We start from the raw sequence: 216 nt of genomic DNA, 5'->3' as shown, positions 1-216 counted from the left end.
CGCCGGACCCGCCCGGCGGGCACCCCGCGTCCCGGCCCGGCCTGCGGCACCCCCCGCCCGCTGTGCCCCGGCCGACGGGCGGGGGCCCCGCAGGGTCCGCACCCGCTCGCCGCACCGAGACGGCCCACGCCCACAGGTCCGCAGTCCGCCGATGCCCGCAGGGCAACGCGCCGGAAGGCCGGTGAGCTGCCGCAGGCCTGTCTCTTATACACATCT

This window comes from Streptomyces sp. NRRL WC-3549, assembly GCF_000721935.1.
GTDB lineage: Bacteria > Actinomycetota > Actinomycetes > Streptomycetales > Streptomycetaceae > Streptomyces.
The sequence above is the reverse complement of the archived record's forward strand: the minus strand, read 5'-3'. Positions refer to the sequence as shown.